This is a genomic window from Paracoccus simplex (assembly GCF_042648325.1).
Lineage (GTDB): Bacteria > Pseudomonadota > Alphaproteobacteria > Rhodobacterales > Rhodobacteraceae > Paracoccus > Paracoccus simplex.
The window spans coordinates 58,887-77,017 of record NZ_JBHRXE010000009.1 but is presented as its reverse complement, the minus strand read 5'-3'; the positions used below and the strand labels follow the sequence as shown (position 1 = coordinate 77,017).

Annotated in this window: 17 protein-coding genes, 1 tRNA gene and 1 other RNA gene; 10 read left to right on the top strand and 9 right to left on the bottom strand. The window is 67.9% G+C overall.

The window, feature by feature from the left end:
* Window positions 1-96: 96 nt before the first annotated feature.
* Window positions 97-173: transfer RNA gene (locus tag ACFOMP_RS04560), tRNA-Arg, on the bottom strand.
* Between the two features lie 44 nt (window positions 174-217).
* Window positions 218-700 carry a GNAT family N-acetyltransferase gene (locus tag ACFOMP_RS04555; protein WP_289893748.1) on the bottom strand — a complete coding sequence of 161 codons (483 nt, stop codon included), beginning with the start codon at window positions 698-700 and terminating at the stop codon, window positions 218-220.
* Between the two features lie 277 nt (window positions 701-977).
* Between ACFOMP_RS04555 and ACFOMP_RS04550 the strand changes: the two genes are divergently transcribed.
* The 6 genes from ACFOMP_RS04550 to ACFOMP_RS04525 all read left to right on the top strand — a co-directional run bounded on the left by ACFOMP_RS04550 (window position 978) and on the right by ACFOMP_RS04525 (window position 6,058).
* Window positions 978-2,078, top strand: coding sequence for a sulfate/molybdate ABC transporter ATP-binding protein (locus ACFOMP_RS04550; protein ID WP_379028159.1), 1,101 nt, complete (start codon window positions 978-980; stop codon window positions 2,076-2,078).
* Window positions 2,075-3,073: a sulfate ABC transporter substrate-binding protein gene (locus tag ACFOMP_RS04545; RefSeq protein WP_379028157.1), complete on the top strand. Its 999-nt coding sequence runs from the start codon at window positions 2,075-2,077 to the stop codon at window positions 3,071-3,073. Before ACFOMP_RS04550 ends, ACFOMP_RS04545 begins: the two co-directional genes overlap by 4 nt.
* Window positions 3,070-3,912, top strand: coding sequence for a sulfate ABC transporter permease subunit CysT (cysT, locus tag ACFOMP_RS04540; protein ID WP_379028155.1), 843 nt, complete (start codon window positions 3,070-3,072; stop codon window positions 3,910-3,912). Before ACFOMP_RS04545 ends, cysT begins: the two co-directional genes overlap by 4 nt.
* Window positions 3,912-4,736 (top strand): sulfate ABC transporter permease subunit CysW, encoded by an 825-nt coding sequence (cysW, locus tag ACFOMP_RS04535; RefSeq protein ID WP_289893752.1) that lies wholly within the window; start codon window positions 3,912-3,914, stop codon window positions 4,734-4,736. Before cysT ends, cysW begins: the two co-directional genes overlap by 1 nt.
* Before the next feature lie 61 nt (window positions 4,737-4,797).
* Window positions 4,798-5,523 carry a molecular chaperone DjiA gene (locus tag ACFOMP_RS04530; protein WP_289893753.1) on the top strand — a complete coding sequence of 242 codons (726 nt, stop codon included), beginning with the start codon at window positions 4,798-4,800 and terminating at the stop codon, window positions 5,521-5,523.
* 55 nt (window positions 5,524-5,578) lie between these two features.
* Window positions 5,579-6,058, top strand: coding sequence for a hypothetical protein (locus ACFOMP_RS04525; RefSeq protein ID WP_289893754.1), 480 nt, complete (start codon window positions 5,579-5,581; stop codon window positions 6,056-6,058).
* Here the strand turns inward: ACFOMP_RS04525 and ACFOMP_RS04520 are convergent.
* The 6 genes from ACFOMP_RS04520 to ACFOMP_RS04495 form a co-directional block, all read right to left on the bottom strand.
* Window positions 6,055-7,272, bottom strand: coding sequence for a glycosyltransferase (locus ACFOMP_RS04520; RefSeq protein WP_379028152.1), 1,218 nt, complete (start codon window positions 7,270-7,272; stop codon window positions 6,055-6,057). The two genes, ACFOMP_RS04525 and ACFOMP_RS04520, sit on opposite strands and share 4 nt — an antisense overlap.
* Entirely contained in the window at window positions 7,269-8,885 is a 1,617-nt protein-coding gene (locus tag ACFOMP_RS04515) for an ABC transporter ATP-binding protein (protein ID WP_379028150.1), read from the bottom strand. Before ACFOMP_RS04515 ends, ACFOMP_RS04520 begins: the two co-directional genes overlap by 4 nt.
* Window positions 8,882-9,988, bottom strand: a complete 1,107-nt coding sequence (locus ACFOMP_RS04510; RefSeq protein WP_379028148.1) for an ABC transporter permease — start codon at window positions 9,986-9,988, stop codon at window positions 8,882-8,884. Before ACFOMP_RS04510 ends, ACFOMP_RS04515 begins: the two co-directional genes overlap by 4 nt.
* Window positions 9,988-11,127 carry a microcin C ABC transporter permease YejB gene (locus ACFOMP_RS04505; RefSeq protein WP_289893758.1) on the bottom strand — a complete coding sequence of 380 codons (1,140 nt, stop codon included), beginning with the start codon at window positions 11,125-11,127 and terminating at the stop codon, window positions 9,988-9,990. The genes ACFOMP_RS04510 and ACFOMP_RS04505 overlap by 1 nt, the downstream gene beginning before the upstream one ends.
* Window positions 11,128-11,170: 43 nt before the next feature.
* Window positions 11,171-13,072, bottom strand: coding sequence for an extracellular solute-binding protein (locus ACFOMP_RS04500; RefSeq protein WP_379028146.1), 1,902 nt, complete (start codon window positions 13,070-13,072; stop codon window positions 11,171-11,173).
* Window positions 13,073-13,257: 185 nt separating this feature from the next.
* Entirely contained in the window at window positions 13,258-13,788 is a 531-nt protein-coding gene (locus ACFOMP_RS04495) for a c-type cytochrome (RefSeq protein ID WP_379028144.1), read from the bottom strand.
* Window positions 13,789-13,943: 155 nt separating this feature from the next.
* Between ACFOMP_RS04495 and ACFOMP_RS04490 the strand changes: the two genes are divergently transcribed.
* Window positions 13,944-14,834 carry a prephenate dehydratase gene (locus ACFOMP_RS04490; RefSeq protein ID WP_379028142.1) on the top strand — a complete coding sequence of 297 codons (891 nt, stop codon included), beginning with the start codon at window positions 13,944-13,946 and terminating at the stop codon, window positions 14,832-14,834.
* 29 nt (window positions 14,835-14,863) lie between these two features.
* Here the strand turns inward: ACFOMP_RS04490 and ACFOMP_RS04485 are convergent, their stop codons facing one another.
* Window positions 14,864-15,325: a hypothetical protein gene (locus tag ACFOMP_RS04485; RefSeq protein ID WP_289893762.1), complete on the bottom strand. Its 462-nt coding sequence runs from the start codon at window positions 15,323-15,325 to the stop codon at window positions 14,864-14,866.
* 154 nt (window positions 15,326-15,479) lie between these two features.
* On the opposite strand from ACFOMP_RS04485, the gene ACFOMP_RS04480 reads away from it, so the two are divergent.
* The 3 genes from ACFOMP_RS04480 to ACFOMP_RS04470 form a co-directional block, all read left to right on the top strand.
* Complete coding sequence (locus ACFOMP_RS04480; RefSeq protein WP_379028140.1) at window positions 15,480-17,330, top strand: bifunctional 2',3'-cyclic-nucleotide 2'-phosphodiesterase/3'-nucleotidase; 1,851 nt, start codon at window positions 15,480-15,482, stop codon at window positions 17,328-17,330.
* Between the two features lie 47 nt (window positions 17,331-17,377).
* An RNA gene (gene ffs / locus ACFOMP_RS04475) (signal recognition particle sRNA small type) lies at window positions 17,378-17,474 on the top strand.
* 62 nt (window positions 17,475-17,536) lie between these two features.
* Window positions 17,537-18,131: PfkB family carbohydrate kinase (locus tag ACFOMP_RS04470; RefSeq protein WP_379028138.1), on the top strand; the 595-nt coding region annotated here is incomplete at its 3' end.

The window sequence follows — 18,131 nt, the reverse complement described above, 5'->3', positions numbered from 1 at the left end:
CGTTCCGCAGCAGGTTCGCCTGAGTTCAGCAAGCCCGTTTCGGTTCGCCGGACCTAAGCGACAAGACCATGACTCGGTCTAAGATCTTGATATGATTGGCGGGCCCGGAAGGGCTCGAACCCTCAACCTTGGACTTAGAAGGTCCCTGCTCTATCCAGTTGAGCTACGGGCCCGCATGGCGGCAGTCATGGCGCAGGACAGCGGCTGAATCAACCGCTCAATCCGGACCGCCCAGATCAATCGTCATGAAGACGCTGTTCGGGTCCGGCCGGTAATCGCCAAAGGCCGGGCATTCGACGAAACCCGCCCGCGCGTAAAGCCCGCGCGCGGCGATGAAGGTCGGCTGCACCCCGGTCTCGAGGCTCAGCCGCGCCATGCCCTCGGCGCGGGCATGGTCGATCAGCGCCTGAAGCATGCGGCGGGAATGGCCGCGGCCGCGCGCCTCGGTCAACACATGCATGGACTTGATCTCGCCATGAGCGGGGGCGATGCGTTTGACCGCGCCCATGCCCAGGGCCACGCCGCCCTCGCGCAGCACAAAGAAGGCGATCTCCGGCCCCTCCAGCGCGGCGCGCGGCAGCATGTGGATCGATTCCGGCGGCGTGTCGGCATGCATGTCGGCGGTGTGGCGGCGAAACAGCAGCGCCAGATCCTCGCCCAGGGGGCTTTCCCGCCCGATCACCAGATCCCCGCCATCCATCGCGCCATTCCTTTGCTGCTGCGCGCCGGACCCTAGCAGCGGGTTGCGGGATTGCGAAGCCCCGCGCGGCGGGGCGGCATGAAAAATAAGGAAGAATGCGCCCGCCGCCCCGCCCATGCCCGGACGCTTTCCGCGCCAGGGCCGGGGGCAGCGAATAGCGGTCCGCTGCCCGGCCAGCCTTGGGAAATCGTTCGTCGCCGGTCCAGGCGCCCGGGGCGGGCCCGGCTTGCCGAGCCCGGACCCGCCCGTTACCTCTGCTGCCGAAACGGAGGCGCCCATGTCCATCGTCATCGAGCACATGACCAAGAGCTTCGACGGCACCGCAGTGCTGCGCGGCATCGACCTGACCATTGAATCGGGCGAGCTGGTGGCGCTGCTCGGACCCTCGGGCTCGGGAAAGACCACGCTGCTGAAGATCATCGCCGGGCTGGAATGGCCGAATGCAGGCGGGCTGGTGGTGCATGGCGCCGACTGGCTGCATCTGCCGGCGCAGGACCGCCGCATCGGCTTCGTCTTCCAGCATTACGCGCTGTTCCCGCATATGAGCGTGCGCGACAACATCGCCTTCGGCCTGACCGTGCGCCCGCGCGCCCAGCGGCCCGGCAAGGCGGTGATCGCGGCCAGGGTCGGGCAATTGCTGGAATTCCTGCAGATCGCGCATCTGGGCGACCGCTATCCGGCGCAGCTTTCGGGCGGGCAGCGCCAGCGCGTCGCGCTGGGACGCGCGCTGGCCATCGAGCCGACGGTGCTGCTGCTGGACGAGCCTTTCGGGGCGCTGGACGCCGCCGTGCGCCGCGACCTGCGCGCCTGGCTGCGCGAGGTGCATGACGAGACCGGCTCGACCACGATCTTCGTCACCCATGACCAGGAGGAAGCCTTCGAACTGGCCGACCGCGTCGTGGTGATGGGCGAGGGGCGGATCGAGCAGATCGGCAATGCCGACCAGATCCACGACCACCCCGCCAGCCCCTTCGTCGCCCGCTTCATGGGCGCGACCATCGAACTGCCGGTGATGCTGCAGGCCGGCCGGGCCGAGGCGCAGGGGCTGGATCCCAGCCGCCTGTCGCGCCGCGCCCTGCCCGACGGGCCGGCGACGCTGTTCCTGCGTCCCGCCGACGTCACCCCGCTGGCCGATCCCTCCGGGCGCTGGCAGGTGGCGCGTCGCACCAGCAACGGCGCCCTGCTGCGGCTGGACCTGACCGACGGCACCGGCCAGTTCGGCATCGACCTGCCCCGCCGCGCGCCCGAGGCGCAGGGGCTGGTCCCCGGCGCCCGCGTCAATCTGCGCCCCGAGGCGGGCACGATCTTTCCCGGCCCCCGCGCCGCATCCGCGCAGGCCGCCGCCGCCGAATTCCCCCGCAAGGAGAAAAGCCTATGATGATCCGCAAGCTTCACGTCGCCGCTCTGGCGCTTCTGCTGGGGTCCACCCCGGCGCTGGCCCAGGACAAGATCCTGAATGTCAGCTATGATATCGGCCGCGAGCTGTTCGAGGCGCTTAATCCCGAATTCCAGACCTATTGGAAGGACAAGACCGGCCGCGACGTGACCATCGACCAAAGCCATGCCGGTTCGTCGAAACAGGCGCGCGCCATTCTCGAAGGGCTGCCGGCCGATGTGGTGACCTTCAACCAGGAAACCGACGTGGACGTGCTGGCCCAGAACGGCCTGGTGGCCGAGAATTGGCGCGAAGCGCTGCCGAACGGTGCCTCGCCCTATTACTCGCTGCCGGCCTTCCTGGTGCGCAAGGGCAATCCCAAGGGCATCAAGGACTGGTCGGACCTGGCCCGCGACGACGTGCAGGCGGTGTTCCCGAACCCCAAGACCAGCGGCAACGGCCGGTACACCTATCTGGCCGCCTATGCCTATGCCCTGACGCAAGCGGGCGGCACGCCCGAGAAGGCGCAGGAATTCGTCGGCAAGATCTTTGCCAATGTGCCGGTTTTCGACACCGGCGGCCGCGCCGCCACCCAGACCTTCGCCGAGCGCAATATCGGCGACGTGCTGATCACCTTCGAGGCCGAGACCAAGGCCATCGCCAAGCAGTACGAGGCCCAGGGCTTCGAGGCGGTGACGCCGGCGACCAGTCTGTTCGCCGCCTTCCCGGTCGCCGTGGTCAGCGAGAATGCCGAGAAGAACGGCACCACCGAGGTCTCGACCGAGTATCTCACCTGGCTCTATTCGCCCGAAGCGCAGGAGACGCTGGCCAAGAACCATTTCCGCACCACCGACGAGGCGGTGACGGCGAAATACGCCGCCGAGTTCCCCAAGGTGAAGCTCTTGACCGTCGATGAGGTCTTCGGCGGCTGGGACAAGGTCACGGCCGAGCATCTGGCCGAGGGCGGCATCCTCGACACGGTCTTCGTCAACCGATGACCGCCACAGCGCCGATCCGCGCGAAACGCGTGCTGCCGGGGTTCTCGCTGAGCCTCGGCACCACGCTGCTTTACGTCGCGCTGGTGATCCTGATCCCGGTGATCGCGCTGATGCTGAAGGGCGCCGAGATCGGGCCGGCACGGTTCTGGGCCATCGTCACCGCGCCGCGCACGCTGGCGGCGCTGCGGGTGACGCTGACCGCCGCCGCCGCGGCCACGGCCTTCAACGCCTTCTACGGGCTCTTGATGGCCTGGGTGCTGACGCGCTACGACTTTCCCGGCAAGCGCATCCTGGATGCGCTGATGGACATTCCCTTCGCCCTGCCGACCGCCGTCGCCGGCATCTCGCTGACCGCGCTTTATTCGGCGAACGGCTGGTTCGGCGCGCCGCTGACCGGTGCCGGAATCGAGCTGGTCTATACGCTGGGCGGCGTGATCCTGGCGATGACCTTCACCTCGATCCCCTTCGTGGTGCGCGCCATCCAGCCGGTGCTGGAGGATCTGGACCCGGCGCTGGAACAGGCGGCGATGACGCTGGGCGCCCGGCCCTTCGCCATCTTCCGCCGCGTGGTGCTGCCGGCGATCCTGCCGGCCTGGCTGGCGGGCTCGACCGTGGCCTTCGCCCGATCCCTGGGCGAGTTCGGCGCGGTGGTGTTCATCGCCGGCAACCTGCCCTTCAAGACCGAGATCGCGGCGCTGCTGGCCTATATCCGGCTGGAAGAATACGATTACCAGGGCGCTGCCGCCATCGCGCTGGTTCTGCTGATGTTCGCGCTGGTCCTGCTGGTGGTCTCGAACCTGATCCAGTTCCGCGCCGCCCGCCATCTGGAGGCCCGATGATGAGCAGCATCGCCCTGACCCACGCCCCCGGCCAAAGCCGCGCCGCGCCGCGGCTGCTGATCGCTCTCGCCTTCGTGCTGACGGCGGTGTTCGTCGTGGCGCCGCTGGCCTTCATCTTCTGGCGCGCCTTCGCCGAGGGCGGGGCGGTCTATCTGGCCAACATCACCGACCCGCTGGTCCTGCATGCGATTTGGCTGACGACGCTGGTCGCGGTGATCGTGGTGCCGGTCAACATCGCCTTCGGCATCGCGGCCGCCTGGGCCATCGCCCGTTTCCGCTTTCCGGGCCGCAAGCTGCTGATGGTGCTGATCGAGATCCCGTTCTCGATCTCGCCGATCATCGCCGGCATCTGCTACCTGCTGCTTTACGGCCGGCAAGGGCTGCTGGGCCCGTGGCTGGCTGCGCATGACCTGAAGGTCATGTTCGCCCTGCCCGGCATCCTGCTGGTGACCATGTTCGTCACCGCCCCCTTCGTGGTGCGCGAGGTGCTGCCGCTGATGCAGGCCCAGGGCTCGGAACAGGAACAGGCGGCGGTCACGCTGGGGGCGCGCGGCTGGCAGGTGTTTTCCCGCGTCACCCTGCCCAATATCCGCTGGGCGCTGCTTTACGGCGCGGTGCTGTGCACGGCGCGGGCCGTGGGCGAGTTCGGCGGCGTGTCGGTGGTTTCCGGCTCGATCCGCGGCCAGACCAACACCCTGCCCCTGCAGATCGAGCTGATGTTCAACGACCTCAACACCACCGGCGCCTTTGCCGCCGCCTCGACCCTGACCGTCATCGCGCTGGTGGTGCTGGTCGTGAAGGCGGCGCTGGAAAGCCGCAGGTAAAGCCGCATAACTGGCGGGAATGTCAGTGGACTTGGCATCCCGCCCCGCCTAGGCTGCTGCCATGGACGCCGCGATCAAGGACCCGCAGAAGACCTGCCCCGAACTGCCCAAGCCGCGCAGTTTCTGGCAACGCATCGCCGACCGGCTGGCGGCGATCGTCGGCGCACGCCGCCCGGCCACCCCGCCCGAGAAGTCCGTGGCCTTCACCATCGCCGTGATCGCGCTGGGGGCCAAGCTCGCCAAGGCCGACGGCGCCGTGGCCCGCTCCGAGGTGGCGGCCTTTCGCCGCGTCTTCATCATCCCGCGCTCCGAGGAAAAGAACGCCGCCCGGGTCTTCGACCTGGCGCGGCAGGACGTCGCGGGCTTCGACGCCTGGGCGCGGCGCATCGCGGCGATGTTCCCGCCGGGCGACCCGGTTCTGGCCGACGTGGTCGAGGGGCTGTTCATCATCGCCGTCGCCGATACCGACCTGCACGAGGCCGAGATCATCTTCATCGACGAGGTGGCGCGCATCTTCGGCCTGCCGGCCGAGCAGGTGGCGGCGATCCGCGCCCGCCACGACCGCCGGCAGGGCTGCCCCTCCTGCGAGGTGCTGGGCGTCGCGCCCGACACGCCGCTGCCCGAGGCGCGGCGGCGCTGGCGCGATCTGGTGCGCGAAAGCCATCCCGACCGCGCCATCGCCCGCGGCCTGCCGCCCGAGGCCATCCGCCTGGCCGAGGCCCGCACCCGCGCCCTGAACGAAGCCTGGGAGAATTTCCGCACCATGCATCAGGCCCGCCCGGCCTGAGGGAACCCGGCCCGCCCGGCATCCGTTTCCCTGCGAACAGCCGAAGGACCAGCCCATGCGCAATCTGCTTGTCCCCGCAACCCTCTGTGTCGCCCTGACGGCCTTTCTCGCCATGGCGCAGGATTACGAGCCGCCGCTTGCCGACGAACCGCCGCCATCGGACATCCCGGCGCCGGATTCCGACTCGCTGGAAGGCGGGCTCGAGAATTTCATGCGCAACCTGCTGCACGAGGCCGAGCCGCATCTGGACCGGCTGGGCCGCGACCTGGGCGACACGCTGGGCTCGGTCGCGCCGGTGCTGCAGGACATCGGCAAGCTGATGGACGACGTGCGCAACTACCAGGCGCCCGAGCGGCTGGAAAACGGCGACATCCTGATCCGCCGCCGCGCCGATGCGCCGTCGCCCCCGCCGGTGGGCGACGCGCTGCGCGACATGCTGCGCCCGGCGCCCGAAGACGACCCGCGCCTGAACCCGCTGCCGGACGCGCCAAAGCCGCTGCCCGACCGCGACCCGGCAAGCGAAATCGAGCTTTAGGGCGCGAAGCCTTCCACCCAGTCGATCAGCCGCGGCAGGCTGTGCCGGTGCAGGTCATAGCCGTGCAGGATGGTTTCGCGCGCCGCCGCCTTCAGTCGCGCGGCATCGGGATCGCCGGCCAGGCCGCGGATCAGCGCCGTCTCCAGCGCCGGCTGGTCGAAGAACGGCACCAGCCGACCGTTCTCGCCGTCGCGGACCAGTTCGCGCACCGGCTCGGTATCCGAACCGACGATGTAGCAGCCGGCCGCCATGGCTTCGGTCAGCGACCAGCTCAGCACGAAGGGATAGGTCAGGTAGCAATGCACTTTCGCGACCTGCAGCAGCGCCAGATATTGCGGATAGGGCACCCGACCCATGAAATGCACCCGCGCCAGGTCCAGCCGGCCGTCGAGCTCCGCCAGCAGCTTGTCCTTCCAGTTCGCCGCATCCTTGGGCGCGCTGCCATAGCTGACCCCGTCGCCGCCGATCAGCACCACCTGCGCGTTCGGCCGCGCGCGCAGCACCTCGGGCAGCGCGCGCATGAAGCGGTGGAAACCGCGATACGGCTCCAGCGAGCGTGAGACATAGGTCAACACCTCGTCTCCGGGCCGAAACCTGCGCCCGTCGGGCAGCAGGAATTCGGCCTGCGGATTGGGACAGACCTTCAGCGTGTCGATGCCGTCATGGATCACCGTCAGCTTGCCGCGCAGCTCGGGCGGGAAGGAATTGGCCTGGTATTCGGTCGGCGCCAGCCCGGCATCGGCCTGCACCAGCCCCTGGATCAGATGCGCCGAGCGCGCGACGGTACTGACCCGCCCCTCGTCGCTGTCCGGGCTGATCTCGGGGTCGAAACCGACATCATGGCCGCGGGTGCGATACATGAGCTCGGCATAGACCAGCAGCTTCGCCTGGGGCCAGATCTCGTGCAGGAACAACGTCTCGCCCCAGCCGCTATGGCCGAAGATCACGTCGGGCGTGTAGCCGTGCCGGTCGCGCAGCGCCCGGCAGCCGCGCGCCGCCAGCCAGCCGCGCTCGGCCATCTCGCTATAGGTCCGGCCCAGCATCGGCGGCAGATTCAGCTCGCCCGGCGCCTTGTAGCGCACCACCCGGACCGGCGAGGGACGTTCGTTCTTTTCGTCGGTCAGCGCCAGGACGTCATGGCCGCGCGCCACCAGCGCCGGCGCCAGATGCAGGAACTGCCCCGGAAAGTTCTGATGGACAAACAGGATTTTCATTGGCTTACCGATGAATCTTCACGCACTGCCGTCAGGAAGGCCGCCTGGATCAGGCGGCGAGTGTAGTCGCTTTTCGGACGGTCGAAAACCGCTTCTGTCGCACCCTGCTCGACCACCTCGCCGGCGCGCATGACCATGATCTGGTGCGACATGGCGCGCACGACGCGCAGGTCGTGGCTAATGAACAGGAAGGCCAGCCCATGCTTCTTCTGCAACCGGCGCAGCAGCTCGACGATCTGCACCTGCACGGTCATGTCCAGCGCCGAGGTGGGTTCGTCCAGCACCACCAGCCTGGGGTTCAGGATCATCGCGCGGGCGATGGCGATGCGCTGGCGCTGGCCGCCGCTGAATTCATGCGGATAGCGGTGCATGGTGGCCGGGTCGAGCCCGACCTCGCGCATGATTTCATCCACCATCTGCCGGCGGTCGCGGCCCGGCTCGACGCCATGCACGCCCAGGCCCTCGGCGATGATCTGCTCGACCGTCATGCGCGGCGACAGGCTGCCATAGGGATCCTGAAAGACGATCTGCATATCGCGGCGCAAGGACCGCAGCGCCCGGCCCGGTACCCTGGAAATATCGCGGCCCATATAGAGGATCGGCCCGTCGCTTTCGATCAGCCGCATGATCGCCAGCGCCAGCGTGGTCTTGCCGCTGCCGGATTCGCCGACGATGCCCAGCGTCTCGCCGGCGCGGACCGACAGCGTGGCGCCGTTCACCGCCTTGACGTGGCCGACGGTGCGGCGCAGGAAGCCGCGCTGGATCGGAAACCAGACCTTGAGATCGCGGGTCGCCACCACCTCGGGCGGGTCGCCGGCCAGCGGCTCGGCCCGGCCCTTGGGCTCGGCCGCCAGCAGCATGCGGGTATAGTCGTGCTGCGGATGGGCGAAGATCTGCTCGACCGGGCCCTGCTCGACGATCTCGCCGCCCTTCATCACGCAGACCCGGTCGGCGATGCGGCGCACCAGCCCGAGATCGTGGCTGATGAACAGCATCGACAGGCCCTCGGCGGCCTTCAACTCGGCCAGAAGTTCCATGATCTGCGCCTGGATGGTCACGTCCAGCGCCGTGGTCGGCTCGTCGGCGATCAGCAGCTCGGGGCCATTGGCCAATGCCATGGCGATCATCACCCGCTGGCGCTGGCCGCCCGAGAGTTGATGCGGGTAATCGGCAAGCCGGGTTTCCGGGTCGCGGATGCCGACGCGGGTCAGCAGTTCGACGACCCGCGCCCGCGCCGCCGCGCCGCGCAGCCCCTGGTGCAGCGCCAGGCTTTCCGCCAGCTGCCGTTCCAGGGTGTGCAGCGGGTTCAGCGAGGTCATCGGCTCCTGGAAGATGAAGCTGATGTCGTTGCCGCGCACCCGGCGCAGCTCGGGCTCGGAGGCGCCCAGCAACTCGCGCCCGGCATAGCGGACCGAGCCCGCGACCTCGGCCGCCTCGCCCAGCAGCCGCACGGTCGACAGCGCCGTGACCGATTTTCCCGAGCCGGATTCACCGACCAGCGCCACCGTCTCGCCCCTGCCGACGGTGAAGCTGACGCCCTTGACGGCGGGGACAAGCTGCCCGTCCTGCCGGAACCCCACCCGCAGGTCACTGACTTCCAGAACCGGCGTCATCGGAAGGTCTTTCTTGGGTCGAAGGCGTCGCGCACGCCCTCGAAGATGAACACCAGCAGCGACAGCATGATGGCGAAGCTGAAGAAGGCGGTGAAGCCCAGCCAGGGCGCCTGCAGGTTCTGCTTGGCCTGCAAGGCCAGCTCGCCCAGCGACGGCGCCGAGGTCGGCAGGCCGTAGCCCAGATAATCCAGCGCCGCCAGCGACGAGATGGTGCCGGTGACGACAAAGGGCAGCATGGTCAGCGTCGCCACCATGGCATTGGGCAGGATGTGGCGGAACATGATGGTGCGGTCATTGACCCCCAGCGCCCGGGCGGCGCGGACATATTCGAAGTTGCGCGCCCGCAGGAACTCGGCCCGCACCACGCCGACCAGCGCCGGCCAGCCGAACAGGATCGAGACGAAGACCAGCAGCCAGAAGCTGCGCCCCAAAATCGCGAACAGAATGATGATGACGTAAAGAGAAGGGGTTGAGCCCCATATCTCAAGCAATCTCTGAAACACCAGATCGGTGCGGCCGCCGAAATAGCCCTGCACGGCGCCCGCGGTGATTCCCAGAAGCGAGGCGACCACGGTGACGATCAGCGTGAACAGGATCGACAGGCGGAAGCCGTAGATCACCCGCGCCAGCACGTCGCGCGAGGTGTCGTCGGTGCCGAGCAGATGCGCGCCGTCCGGCGGGCTGGGGGCGGTGCCGACATTGTTGATGCTGCGATAGTGATAGGGGATCGGCGGCCAAAGCATCCAGCCGCGCTCGACCTTCTCGCCGGCGACCATGCCGGTTTCGCGGGCCTCGCGCTCGGTCGTCTCGGGGTCGTCCCAGCATTCGGGCCGTCCGCCGGTGCGGATCAGGCATTGCACGCCGGGATCGGTATAGATCGCCTCGGTGCCGAAATCGCCGCCGAAGGCGGTCTCGGGATAGAAGCGATAGACCGGGACATGCAACTCGCCCCGGTAGCTGACCAGGATCGGCTTGTCGTTGGCGATCAGTTCCGCGAACAGCGAGGCGACGAACAGCACCGTGAAGACGATCAGCGACCAGAAGGCGCGCTTGTTGCGCCGGAAATTGCGCAATCGGCGGCGGGTCAGCTCGGTCATGGCCATCAGCCGGCCCTCCGCTCGAAGTCGATGCGCGGATCGACCAGCACATACATCAGGTCCGACAGGATGCCGACCAGCAGACCCAGCAGCCCGAAGACATAAAGCGTGCCGAAGATCACCGGATAGTCGCGCTGCACCGCCGCCTCGAAGCCCAGCCGGCCCAGCCCGTCAAGCGAGAAGATGGTCTCGATCAGGATCGAGGCGCCGAAGAACACGCCCAGGAACATCGACGGGAAGCCGGCGATCACGATCAGCATGGCGTTGCGGAACACATGCCCGTAAAGCACGCGGCCCTCGGTCAGGCCCTTGGCGCGGGCGGTCATGACATATTGCTTGTTGATCTCGTCCAGGAAGCTGTTCTTGGTCAGCAGCGTCAGGGTGGCGAAGCTGGAGATGGTCGTCGCCAGCACCGGCAGGGTGATGTGCCACAGATAGTCCTTGACCTTGCCCCACAGGCTCAGATCGGCCCAGTTGTCCGAGGTCAGCCCGCGCAGCGGGAAGATCTGCCAGTAGCTGCCGCCGGCGAACAGCACCATCAGCAGCACCGCGAACAGGAAGGCCGGGATCGCATAGCCGACGATGATGATGCCGCTGGTCCAGGTGTCAAAGGCCGAGCCGTTCCGGACCGCCTTGCGGATGCCCAGCGGGATCGAGATCAGATAGGCGATCAGCGTCGACCACAGCCCCAGCGTGATCGAGACCGGCATCTTTTCCAGCACCAGGTCGATCACCGAGATCGAGCGGAAGAAGCTGGTGCCGAAATCGAAGCGGACGTAATTGCCCAGCATGATCAGGAAACGCTCGACCGCGCCGATCTTTTCCTTGGCGCAATCGGGGGATTTCAGGTCCGGCTCGCCCTCATGCGCGGGCGTGCAGACGATCTTGGCAAAGCCCATCTGGACTTCCAGCTGGTCCAGCAGCTCGGGCGGGATGCCGCGTGCCCCGGCATATTCGGTGTTCTGCGCCGCCTCGCCGCCGCCGCCGGTGATGTTGCGCAGCGCGTCGCCCTCGCCCTGGACGCGGGCGATGATCTGCTCGATCGGGCCGCCGGGGACGAATTGCGTCAGCGTGAAGTTGACCAGCATGATGCCGATCAGCGTGGGTATGATCAGCAGCAAGCGCCGCAGGATATAGGCTGCCATCCGTCCCTTTGCTCCGCCTTGATCCGCACCGGCCCCGAAGGCCCTAGCGCAGCGCGCCGGATTGTTTCAGCTTTGCCGCCTTATCCGCGTCATACCACCAGAAATCAAGCTCACCCAGCGCATAGGGCGGCAAGGTCTCGGGATGGCCGAAGATGTCGTAATAGGCAACGGTATGCTCGGCCTTGTACCATTGCGGCACCCAGAAGCGCAGGGCGCGCAGGCTGCGGTCCAGCGCATGGGCGACGGTGGTCATCTCCTCCTGGGTGGTCGCCTCGATGCCCTGCTGGACCAGCGCGTCGATGGCCGGATTGGCCAGGCCCATCGGGTTGAACACGTCGCCGACATTTTCCGAGCCGAAGGTCTGCTCGGTATCGCCGCTGATGAAATAGCTCTGCGCCAGATGGTCGGTCACGATGTCGAAATCATGGCTGCGGGTGCGGTTGGTCATCTCGGCATCGTCCACGCGGGCGTTCACCGCGTCGATGCCGATGGCGCGCAGGTTCTGCACGAAGGGGTTGATGACCCGGTCGAAGGTGGCGCTGTCGTTCAGGAACTCGACCCGCAGCACCTCGCCCTTGGCATTGCGGCGCAGCCCGTCCGCGCCCGGCTTCCAGCCCGCCTCGTCCAGAAGTTTGGCGGCGCGGCGCATGTGACCGCGATCAAGCTGGTTCTTGCCCGAGACCGGCTGGACCACGGCATCCTCGGTCAGCACCTCCTTGGGCAGGTCCGCGGCCAGGGGCCTCAACAGCGCAAGCTCGGCCTCGCTGGGTTTGCCCTCGGCCTTCAGCGGGCTGTTGTCCCAAGCAGAGTTCACGCGCTGGTAAAGCCCATAGAACAGCGTCTCGTTCGACCATTCGAAATTGAACATCAGCCCGATCGCCTCGCGCACGCGGATGTCCTGGAACTTGGGGCGGCGCAGGTTGAAGACCCAGCCCTGGCCGTTGGCGATGGTGCCGTCCGGCAGCGCCTCCTTTTTCACCACGCCGGATTGCACGGCGGGAAAATCGTAGCGCGTCGCCCAGTGGATCGAGCTGGCCTCGTTGCGGAAGGTATAGACCCCGGCCTTGAAAGCCTCGAAGGCGCTGTCGTAATCGCCGAAATACTCGACGCGGATGCGGTCGAAATTGTGCCGGCCGATGTTGATCGGCAGGTCGTTGCCCCAATAGTCCGGGTTGCGCCGCACGGTGATCGAGCGGCCCATCTCGGCCTTGTCGAACATGTAGGGGCCCGAGCCGACGAAGGGAATGGCGCTCGACTGTTCGACGTCGCGCTTGTTCTTGCGGAAATCCTCGCGCGAGAAGACGATCTGGCCGCCGACCGACTGGATCACGTCGCGACGCGGATAGTGCGGCTGGAAGATGAACTTGATCGTGTGCTCGTCGATCACCTCGGCCTTGGCGACCACCTTCGAGATGATGGTGCGATAGGAGGACAGCCCCTTGTCGCGCAACAGCTCGAACGAAAACAGCACGTCATGCGCGGTCAGCGGCGTGCCGTCCGAGAATTTCGCCTCGGGGCGCAGGTGGAAGATCACCCAGTCGCGGCTTTCGGGATATTCGATGGTCTCGCAGAGCAGGCAATAGGCGCTGCCGATCTCGTCGGCGACGCTTTCCATCAGCGGCTCCAGCATGACGTTCGACAGCAGCGCCGCGCGGCCGCGATGGGTATAGGGGTTGTAGCTGTCGAAGCCGCCGCTGAACCATTCCGAGATCTCGCCGCCCTTCGGCGCTTCGGGGTTCACATAGCGCAAGTGCTTGAAATCCGCCGGAAGCGCCGGCTCGCCGAAGACCGCGATACCGTGCGACACGATGGTGCCGGGCTTCTGCGCCTGGCCCGCGCCCTGTTCCGGGGCCTGCCCGGTCGGCTGCTGCTGGGCCAGGACGGCGGCGGGCGTCAGCGCAAGCAGCAGGGCCAGCGGGGCATGTCGCAGGAAGGGCATCGTCATCGGGTCTTTCTGATCCTCGTTCTGTCTCGATCCGGGCCGGATTGCATCCCGACCCGCGCCTGGCCTGCAGGCTAGCAGCCACGCGCCACGGTTCAACATGCAATTGCGTGAGCGGCGGGCGGCGCGGCGCAACGAAAAAAGGGCGCCCCAGGGGGACGCCCGCCATCTTCCGACCCGGCAGGGGCTTACTTCTGGGTTTCCAGATAGGCGATCAGGTTGGCACGATCCTCGACCTTCGGCAGGCCGGCGAAAGCCATCTTGGTGCCCTTGACCACGGATTTCGGGTTGGTCAGGAATTCCTGCAGCGCCTCGGGCGTCCAGTCGCCGCCATGCGCGACCATGCCGTCCGAATAGCTGAAGCCGCCGATGCTGGCCACCGGGCGGCCGACCACGCCGTTCAGATGCGGGCCGGTGCCGTCGGAGCCGTCCAGCTTGTGGCAGGCCTTGCACTTGCCGAAGACCTTCTCGCCCGCGGCGGCATCGGCCGAAGCCAGGACGGTGGCGAAATCGGGGCCCTCATCCGCAGCCTCTTCCTCGGCGCCGCCGGCATCCTCGACCGGGATGGTATAGGCCTGGGCATGTTCCTCGCCCTCGGCGCCATGACCGGCGGGACCGACGTGAAAAATGCCCGATGCCGCCCAGCTCATCAGCAGAAGGAACAGAAGCGAGCCGATCAACGCCCCGGCTGCCTTGGTGACGGTCATGGTATCGAACATGTCTGCGGGTCCCTTGGGTCTATCCGTGGATTTGGCCGTATCTATGCGCTTTTGTTCCGATGGTTCAAGGTATAGTTGTCGCCCCCATAACACAAAACGGGCGGAGTCACCGCCCCGACACGGGCGGCCGCGCCCCGCAAGCGAAGGTGTGAGAGATGAGCGAATCCCCGGTCCAGAACGTGATCGCGTTCCAGGGCGAGCCCGGCGCCTATAGCCATCAGGCCTGCCGGTCCTATCGCCCGCAGATGGAGGCCCTGCCCTGCCGCACCTTCGAGGACACTATCGAGGCGGTGCGCAGCGGCCGGGCGGAACTGGCGATGCTGCCGGTCGAGAACTCGACCTATGGCCGGGTCGCGGACATCCACCACCTGCTGCCGGAAACCGGCCTGCACATTATCGACGAAGGTTTCGTGCGGGTGCGCATCAGCCTGCTGGCGGTGCCCGGCACCCGGCTGTCCGAGGTCAGCGAGGCGATGAGCCATCCGGTGCTGCTGGGCCAATGCCGCGGCTTCCTGCGCCGCCATGCCATCCACGGCCTGGTCGGCGCCGATACCGCCGGCTCGGCGCTCGAGGTGGCGCGGCGGGGCGAAAAGGCGCTGGCCGCGCTGGCCGCGCCGCTTGCGGGCGAGATCTACGGGCTCGAGGAACTCGCCTCGGGGATCGAGGACCGGCAGAACAACACCACCCGCTTCCTGGTCATGGCCCGGCAGCCCGATTTCAGCCGCCGCACCAATCCCCAGGGCGGCGCGACGATGATGACCAGCTTCGTCTTCCGGGTCCGCAATATCCCGGCGGCGCTTTACAAGGCGCTTGGCGGCTTCGCCACCAACGGCGTCAACATGACCAAGCTGGAAAGCTACATGGTGGACGGCGTGTTCACCGCCACGCAGTTCTATGCCGATATCGAGGGCCATCCCGAGGATCCGCATGTCGCCCGCGCGCTGGAAGAGCTGGATTATTTCACCTCGAGCCTGAACATCCTGGGCGTCTACCCGGCCGATCCGCTGCGCGCCGCGCAAGCCCGCCGGGAACCGGTCGAGGGCTGAGCCGCCACCGGCGCGGCCCGGTTTCAGTTTCAGGCCATCGCCTCGGCGGACATGCGGTTGACGAAATCGCCGATGCGTCCGGCGAACTTGCGGTCAAGCTGCGCCTTGCCCAATTTGGCGGTCTGCAGCAACAGCCGCGCCTTCATGCCGCGGGGCTGCACCTCGGCCTCGAAGATCAGCCGCGACTTGCTGGGGGTCAGCGCCACCACGGTCATGCGAAGCGTCAGGTTGAACTGGTCCGAGCTGCCCTCGATCACCATCAGCTCGGGCCGGTCGAGCCGCGCCAGTTCAAGCTGCAATTCCCGCTGACGGCCGCGCCAGTCGAAGCCGACATGCCAGCGCATGCCGACGCCGGGTTGCGCCAGATCGTCCAGCCGCCGCACCGAGGCGCCGCGCCGCACAAGCAACCGCTCGATATTGGCGAAGTTGCTCATCGCCCGAAAAAGCTCGTCGGCGGAAAGGTCGGTGTCCTGTCGGGTCGAGAATTTCATGGATAATCCGGCGATGAAAAACGATCTGAAGGGCTCTGCCCGGTTCTTCCCATGTTGCAGCGCAGCATGCAAGGCCGCCACATACCCCGAGGGATCGCGCCGGGCGATGCAATCTATAGTTGCATATTGTCGTTAATGACAGCATGCAATCGGCATGTGCCGTAAAGATTTTCAAGCCGACGCCTCGCAATATCCTGTTTCGATTGCACTTCGCATCATGGCGACGACGGATCTGCACATGCATGTGCTGGGCTATGATTATTTGGCGGATCGGCCCGCCGGGCATATCGGCCTGTCCCGTGCCGCCGCGCTGATCGCCCAAGCCCGCCGCACGGCAGAGAACTGCCTGCTTTTCGACAATGGCGATTTCCTGCAGGGCAGCCCGATGGGCGATTACCTGGCCGAGAGCGGGGGAATCGGCCCGCATCCGGCCATCGCGGCGATGAACGCGTTGCGCTACGACGCGGCAACGCTGGGCAATCACGATTTCAGCTTCGGCACCGGCTTCCTGCGCCGGGCGCTGGAGGAGGCCGAGTTCCCCTTTGCCGCCACCAACCTGCATCCGGTCCGGCCGCTGCCGGTCAGCCAACACCTGCTGCTGGAACGGCAGGTCCGCGACAGCCGCGGCACGGCCCGGCGGCTGCGGATCGGCGTGCTGGGTTTCCTGCCGCCGCAGACCGTGGATTGGGAGCCGACCCTGCGCCCCGAGATCCGGGTCGCCGACATCCTGCAGGCGGCCCGGGCCGGCATCGAGGCGCTGCGCCAGCAGGGTGCGGATCTGGTCGTGGCGCTGTCGCATAGCGGCATCGGCGCACTGCAGCCGGCGCCGATGATGGAGAACGCCGCCACCGCGCTGGCCGCCCTGCCCGGCATCGACCTGGTGATCGCCGGCCATACGCACCGGGTCTTCCCCTCGGCCGCCCATCCGCAGGGGCCCGGGATCGACGCCCGGCGCGGCACGCTGGCCGGCAAGCCGGCGGTGATGCCGGGCTTCTGGGGCTCGCATCTGGGGCTGATCGACCTGCGGCTGGAAAGCGCCGGCACCGGCTGGCGCATCGCCGATTTCACCTGCCGCGCCGAGCCGGTCGCGGCCGAGGAGGATCACGCCAGCGTCAGCGGCCCGGCCCTTTCCGCCCATCGCCAGACCCTGCGGCATTTCCGCCGCCGCATCGGCCGCACCGAACGACCGCTCAGCAGCTATTTCGCGCTGATCGGCGAGGATCCCGGCCTGCGGCTGGTGGCCATGGCGCAGCGCTGGCATGTGCGGCGGGCGCTGCGCGGCACGCGCTGGCAGGATCTGCCGATCCTGTCGGCCGCCGCGCCCTTCCGCGCCGGCGGCCGCGGCGGGCCGCAGCATTACACCGACGTGCCCGCGGGGCGGCTGACGCTGCGCAATATCGCCGATCTCTACCTGTTCCCGAACCGGATCTGCGCCATCCGCCTGACCGGGGCCGAGCTGCGCGAATGGCTGGAACGCTCGGCCAGCCTGTTTCTGCAGGTCCAGCCGGGAAAGCCCGACCAGCCGCTGATCGACCCCGAGTTTCCCACCTATAATTTCGACGTGATCGACGGGCTCGACTGGCAGATCGACCTGAGCCTGCCGCCGCGCTACGCCCCGGACGGCGCGTTGGCCCATGCCGATTCGCACCGGATCGGCGCCATGACCCATCGCCGCCAGCCGGTGGCGGCCGACCAGCAGTTCATCCTGGTGACCAACAGCTATCGCCTTTCCGATTGCGGGCTGTTCGCGCCGGTGGCGGCGGGGCGGCCGGTGCTGCTGGACAGCACCTCGCGCACCCGCGAGGTGCTGCGCCGCTATGTGGCGCGCCGCCGCGTGCTGGCCCCGGACGCCCGCACCGGCTGGAGCTTCCGGCCCCTGCCCGGCACCTCGGTCCTGTTCGAGACCGGGCCGGCGGCCGCAGCCCATCTCGACGCGCTCGGCACCCCGGTCGAACCGGCCGGCATCGGCCCGGACGGCTTCCTGCGCCTGCGCCTGCATCTCTAGCCGGCAAGGCGCTTGCATCCCGCCGCGCCTGCGCCTATCTAGGCGGCGAGAGGTTGGCGCGGGCAGGCGCCTCGCCAACCCGGTCAGGTCCGGAAGGAAGCAGCCGTAACGAGTCCCGCTTGGGTCGTTGTCCAGCCTCTCACCCCATCCCCGCAAAGCGCCGGCGACCCGCAGACCGCAAGAGCAACGGCCCGAGACCAGCCCGGATGACCGAACCGCCCCGCATCCTCTGCCTTGGCGCGATGCTTTGGGACATGATCGGCCATTCTGCCCTGCGGCTCGGCCCCGGCGGCGACGTTCCCGGCCGGATCACCCGGCAGCCCGGCGGCGTGGCGCTGAATGTCGCGCTGGCCCTGGCCCGGCACGGGCTGCGGCCGGCCATGCTGTCCGCCGTCGGCCGCGACGCGCCGGGCGCGGCGCTGATCGCCGAGGCGCAGCGCCACGGCGTCGAGACCCGCTGGCTCTGGCGCGACGGCGGGTTGCCGACCGACAGCTATCTTGCCATCGAAAGCCCGGACGAGCTGGTCGCCGCCATCGCCGATGCGCGCGCGCTCGAGGCCGCGGGCAGCGCGATCCTGGCGCCGCTGCGCGACGGCCGGCTGGGCGACCACGCCCGACCCTGGCGGGGCACGCTGGTCATCGACGGCAACCTGACCGCCGAGCTGCTGGCCGGCATCGCCCGCGACCCCTGCCTGACCGGCGCCACGCTGCGCATCGTGCCCGCCAGCCCCGAGAAGGCGGCGCGGCTGCGGCCGCTGCTCGCGCATCCCCGCGCCACCTTCCACCTGAACCGCGCCGAGG

Excerpts from the sequence above, each read along its gene's own strand:
- ACFOMP_RS04480 (WP_379028140.1), top strand. The coding sequence starts at position 15,480 with ATGTGCCGTAAAGATTTTCAAGCCGACGCCTCGCAATATCCTGTTTCG.
- cysT (WP_379028155.1), top strand. The coding sequence starts at position 3,070 with ATGACCGCCACAGCGCCGATCCGCGCGAAACGCGTGCTGCCGGGGTTC.
- ACFOMP_RS04520 (WP_379028152.1), bottom strand. The coding sequence starts at position 7,272 with ATGAAAATCCTGTTTGTCCATCAGAACTTTCCGGGGCAGTTCCTGCAT.
- cysW (WP_289893752.1), top strand. The coding sequence starts at position 3,912 with ATGAGCAGCATCGCCCTGACCCACGCCCCCGGCCAAAGCCGCGCCGCG.
- ACFOMP_RS04505 (WP_289893758.1), bottom strand. The coding sequence starts at position 11,127 with ATGGCAGCCTATATCCTGCGGCGCTTGCTGCTGATCATACCCACGCTG.
- ACFOMP_RS04530 (WP_289893753.1), top strand. The coding sequence starts at position 4,798 with ATGGACGCCGCGATCAAGGACCCGCAGAAGACCTGCCCCGAACTGCCC.
- ACFOMP_RS04515 (WP_379028150.1), bottom strand. The coding sequence starts at position 8,885 with ATGACGCCGGTTCTGGAAGTCAGTGACCTGCGGGTGGGGTTCCGGCAG.
- ACFOMP_RS04495 (WP_379028144.1), bottom strand. The coding sequence starts at position 13,788 with ATGTTCGATACCATGACCGTCACCAAGGCAGCCGGGGCGTTGATCGGC.
- ACFOMP_RS04485 (WP_289893762.1), bottom strand. The coding sequence starts at position 15,325 with ATGAAATTCTCGACCCGACAGGACACCGACCTTTCCGCCGACGAGCTT.
- ACFOMP_RS04550 (WP_379028159.1), top strand. The coding sequence starts at position 978 with ATGTCCATCGTCATCGAGCACATGACCAAGAGCTTCGACGGCACCGCA.
- ACFOMP_RS04525 (WP_289893754.1), top strand. The coding sequence starts at position 5,579 with ATGCGCAATCTGCTTGTCCCCGCAACCCTCTGTGTCGCCCTGACGGCC.
- ACFOMP_RS04500 (WP_379028146.1), bottom strand. The coding sequence starts at position 13,072 with ATGACGATGCCCTTCCTGCGACATGCCCCGCTGGCCCTGCTGCTTGCG.
- ACFOMP_RS04555 (WP_289893748.1), bottom strand. The coding sequence starts at position 700 with ATGGATGGCGGGGATCTGGTGATCGGGCGGGAAAGCCCCCTGGGCGAG.
- ACFOMP_RS04490 (WP_379028142.1), top strand. The coding sequence starts at position 13,944 with ATGAGCGAATCCCCGGTCCAGAACGTGATCGCGTTCCAGGGCGAGCCC.
- ACFOMP_RS04510 (WP_379028148.1), bottom strand. The coding sequence starts at position 9,988 with ATGGCCATGACCGAGCTGACCCGCCGCCGATTGCGCAATTTCCGGCGC.
- ACFOMP_RS04545 (WP_379028157.1), top strand. The coding sequence starts at position 2,075 with ATGATGATCCGCAAGCTTCACGTCGCCGCTCTGGCGCTTCTGCTGGGG.